The following is a 2,682-nucleotide window of genomic DNA, read 5'->3' as shown; positions in this document are numbered from 1 at the left end:
GTCCTCCTAGGTATGTTTTGTGGTAAAAACATTGTACCGTAAAAGGAGCTTTATATGACCTTTTATCTTTTACACAATTATATGGACTTTATCTAAAACTGATAAATCAGAATTTTTATTCTTTTCTGGATAAATTTTCTTTAAACTATTACTGATATACCCCCCATTACTTGCTCCTTGCGCTTCATAAACTTCTATATCGTTTTTAAAACTTTCTTCCTTATTTCCAGAATATAATTCTAAAGTATCAGATAACGTGTCATATGTGTAAGGTTGACGTATATAATATACACCACCTGCATTATAGACTACTTCCCATGTTATTGAATCTTCATTTTCCTCAATGACGTATTTATTTGCTAATTTTTTACCTCTTTCAAAACGCCAATCATCATAATGAACTGTAGCTTTCTGATTAATTTTGTTATTACAAGTTGAATAGTTTGATCCATTATAGAATGTTTCGTACTCTACATCTTTACTAACTAACGTTTTCCTTGGGGCATTTGGATCATTAAATTCTGGTTGATTAGGTAAAATACCACCATAGTATTTTGTGCGACGATCTTTAAACCAGCCATTTACATAGTAAATTGAATCAGTTATTTCCTTACCTATTGTAAAGCTTCCACTATATTCTTCGTCAAAAGTTGCAAATTCAGTTAATATGAATTTAAACTCTCTTTTATTTACTAAAAATACATGAGCAATGGTTTTTCCACTATCATTGTGTTTAATCTCAAATGCTGAACGAAAAGGATTAACAGCATAGGATACTAAAAATTCTTTAGGTAAGATTAAATTAAATGAATCTCCCTCTTTAGAGTGAGCAGGTATCCGAAATTTTCCATCTATTTTTGCTCCCCATCCATAGTAACCTTCATTATATTGATATGCATTAAATTCTACAGGTGTTATTTCATAAACACCGAATTGCTTACAATTTGTTTTTTTCACTTCTTTTAGTTGATTAGTAAAATTAAATATCAATTTATGTATATCTATACTACTTGAAATTTGAGTATACTTTGATGATATATCCTCACTTACTTGATATGGTATACGTACCCACGTATAACCATCCTTAATATTTTTTTCGAATTTAGGTTGATTTTCCTTTATTACAGCCGTTTGATTTCTATTCATGTCAATACTATACTTGTTTTTTCCAGTAGTAACATTAAATTTTAAATCAACTTTTTGTTTTTCATCTATCCAATTTTTATTTATTGTTAAATCACTTTTTAACGATTCTAATTCTGCTGATTGACTTAGGGTATGATTACTTTTTTCATCAATTACAGATGATTTTACTTTAACTTCTACAATATCACCTGGTTCAATTGCAGTTAGATTTAATTGTTTTGTATCATTATTTAATGATGGATTTTCTTTTTTTATTAGCTTATAACTATCATTCTCTTTCTTATAATAACTAACTTCAATACTTTTAATATTTTGAGATTTATCTACCTCAATATTAAACCAAGGTAATTTCGGACTTGTAGAGGTATTCATAAAAGATGCATGCCATTCTATTTCTTTTTCGTCAGTATAATCGCCTGAAAAACTTTTATTATAATAAACAGATGATTTTATATTCGGAGTATTGGCTTTTTTCTCAATAAAACCATCAGATAATTGACTATTAATCGATCGTGCACTGAAAGGAATCTCTACAAATGCGCTTTGATAAATATGGAATACTTTTTTGCCAAAATATATAGGAATTCCCTTAGTTATTTTCGAAACAAAATCTGTATGGAAATCTAATACGTATTCTGAACGGAATTTTTTTACTTCAGCTTCAATTTCATAAATATATGTTCCTTCTAAAACACTTGCATTTTCAACAACTGAATTAATACCAGTTGTTGATTTCGAAATATTTTTGTTTGAAACTTCTATTCCATCTTTTTGAATTGAAGTAATTTTCGGTTCTCCTAACCCCGATCCTTCTGTAGTGGTAAAGTAATTAGTAATCTTCTTAGCATTAGAAGTCATCCCTTTATCAATTTTTGTTGTATACCTCCACCGAGCAAATGTCTTTCCATCTCTTTCAATAATATCTAGAGGTTCAATTGTTTGCGTTTTTTTGAAGTCTCCAATTTGAATGATTTTTGTTTGACTACCTGAACTTGTTTGCGTTTCATCTTCTGTTAATTTGGCTACTTTATATAAAGGTAATTCCGCAAATTCTGCATCTTTAAGGAAATCATCATCTTCTGACACTTTATCTTTTTTTTGCTCTAAGCTAACATGTTCTTCACTTATTGATTGTTTTTTCACAAGGTTGCTACTAATAATCCCTATTGTATCCCCTGTTTTTATGTCATTGATATCAAATGTTAACTTTATTTCAGTGGATTCCAAGTTTTCTGATGAATCAACTTTTTCCACTTTCTCTTCAGCATTTTCGTGTTCATTTTCATTTGGTTCTTCACCTATTTTATTTTGCTGAGATTCATCATTATTTTTTTCAATACTTCTAATTAAATGAATCGTTTGAAAATCTGGACCATATTGATTTTTTATATTTTTATTAATTGGATTTTCGTCTTTTTTAAAATATTTAAGTAATTCTTTTTCGATAAAGTCCATATAATTGTGTAAAAGATAAAAGGCCATATAAAGCTCCTTTTACGGTACAATGTTTTTACCAGAAAACCTACCCAGGAGGAC

At 28.8% G+C, this 2,682-nt stretch carries 1 protein-coding gene; it reads right to left on the bottom strand.

The features are described 5' to 3' along the window. Positions 1–69 precede the first annotated feature (69 nt). Entirely contained in the window at positions 70–2,601 is a 2,532-nt protein-coding gene (locus L866_RS0108080; protein ID WP_169729081.1) for a hypothetical protein, read from the bottom strand. Positions 2,602–2,682 lie beyond the last annotated feature (81 nt).

The sequence above is a fragment of the Atopobacter phocae ATCC BAA-285 genome, from assembly GCF_000526675.1.
Classification (GTDB): Bacteria; Bacillota; Bacilli; order Lactobacillales; family Aerococcaceae; genus Atopobacter; species Atopobacter phocae.
Note: the sequence above shows the minus strand (reverse complement) of the source record. Positions and strands in the feature narration are given on the sequence as shown.